This is a genomic window from uncultured Campylobacter sp. (assembly GCF_937890585.1).
Taxonomy (GTDB): domain Bacteria; phylum Campylobacterota; class Campylobacteria; order Campylobacterales; family Campylobacteraceae; genus Campylobacter_A.
The window spans coordinates 1-1,145 of the sequence record NZ_CALACG010000390.1; the positions used below are offsets into that span (position 1 = coordinate 1).

The 1,145-nt window shown below is 33.1% G+C and carries 1 protein-coding gene; it reads left to right on the forward strand.

Annotation, left to right across the window (positions count from 1 at the left end):
* On the forward strand, positions 1 to 1,071 hold a 1,071-nt coding region (locus Q0296_RS11435), incomplete at its 5' end, for a site-specific integrase (RefSeq protein WP_298040704.1).
* Between the last annotated feature and the right edge of the window lie 74 nt (positions 1,072 to 1,145).

Here is a 1,145-nt window from a genome sequence, read left to right on the forward strand (position 1 = left end):
CGAAAATATTTTGCATTAGAGTATAAAAGTCCAATAGATCAAAAGATAAAACGTATAAATTTAGGTGAATATCCTAAATTTACTTTAGCAATGGCAAGGGATGAGCGTTTTAAGCTCGAGCAAAAACTAAGAGATGGTATAGATATAAAATTTAAAAGGCAAAAAGACGAACAAGCAAATTTTAAAAATATCGCCGAAAAATGGCTAAACATAAAATCATCATCCGTTGCACAAAATACACTAAATAGGGATATAAGACTGCTTGAGATGTATATTTATCCTTATTTTGAAAACCAAGACATAAGAGATATAAAAGTTGATGATGTCATAATAGCGCTAAAAAGAATTGAAGCAAAAGGGGCTTTAGAGGCTACAAAAAGAGCTTTTTCGCTTTTAAATCAAATTTGGCAATCTGCCTATAATGTCACACAAAACAATATAATTGCAAGCATAAATTATAAATTTACCTTTAAAAAAGCTAAAGAAAAAAACTATGCAACGCTTACCAAAAAGATAGACATAAAAGCACTATGGCAAGGTTGCGACGAGTATAGTGGCGATGTGCGAACAAAATACGCCCTAAAGCTTGCAATACTTACAGCGCTTCGCCCTTTTAACATTAGGTCGATGAGGTGGGAATACATAGACTTTGAAAGAGAGATTATAAAAATACCTGCAAATGATATGAAAATGGGAGCAGAATTTATCTTGCCACTATCAAAACAAGCCATAAGACTTTTAAAAGAATTTAGAGGTTTTGATCTTAGTAAAATTTATCTTTTTAGCGCCTTACAAAGTGAAGACCGATATATGAGTGAAAATACGCTTAACGTAGCACTTAGACGCATGGGATTTGACAAAGATGAGATAGTATCGCACGGCTTTCGTGCTATGTTTAGCACTATTTGCAACGAGTATATTGATGAGCATGGCTTAAATTTCGACATCATCGAGAAATGTCTTGCACACAAAGGAAGTAATAAGATACGAAATACGTATAATCATGCTGGAAATTTAACGCAAATGCGTAAGCTTATACAGTGGTGGGCGGATTTTTTGGATAAGCTTTAATATTTATTTGTTTTTAAGTTTGTAGGATGCATAATTTGAGAATAAAAACACGCTTTGAATTTACTCCGTTGGAG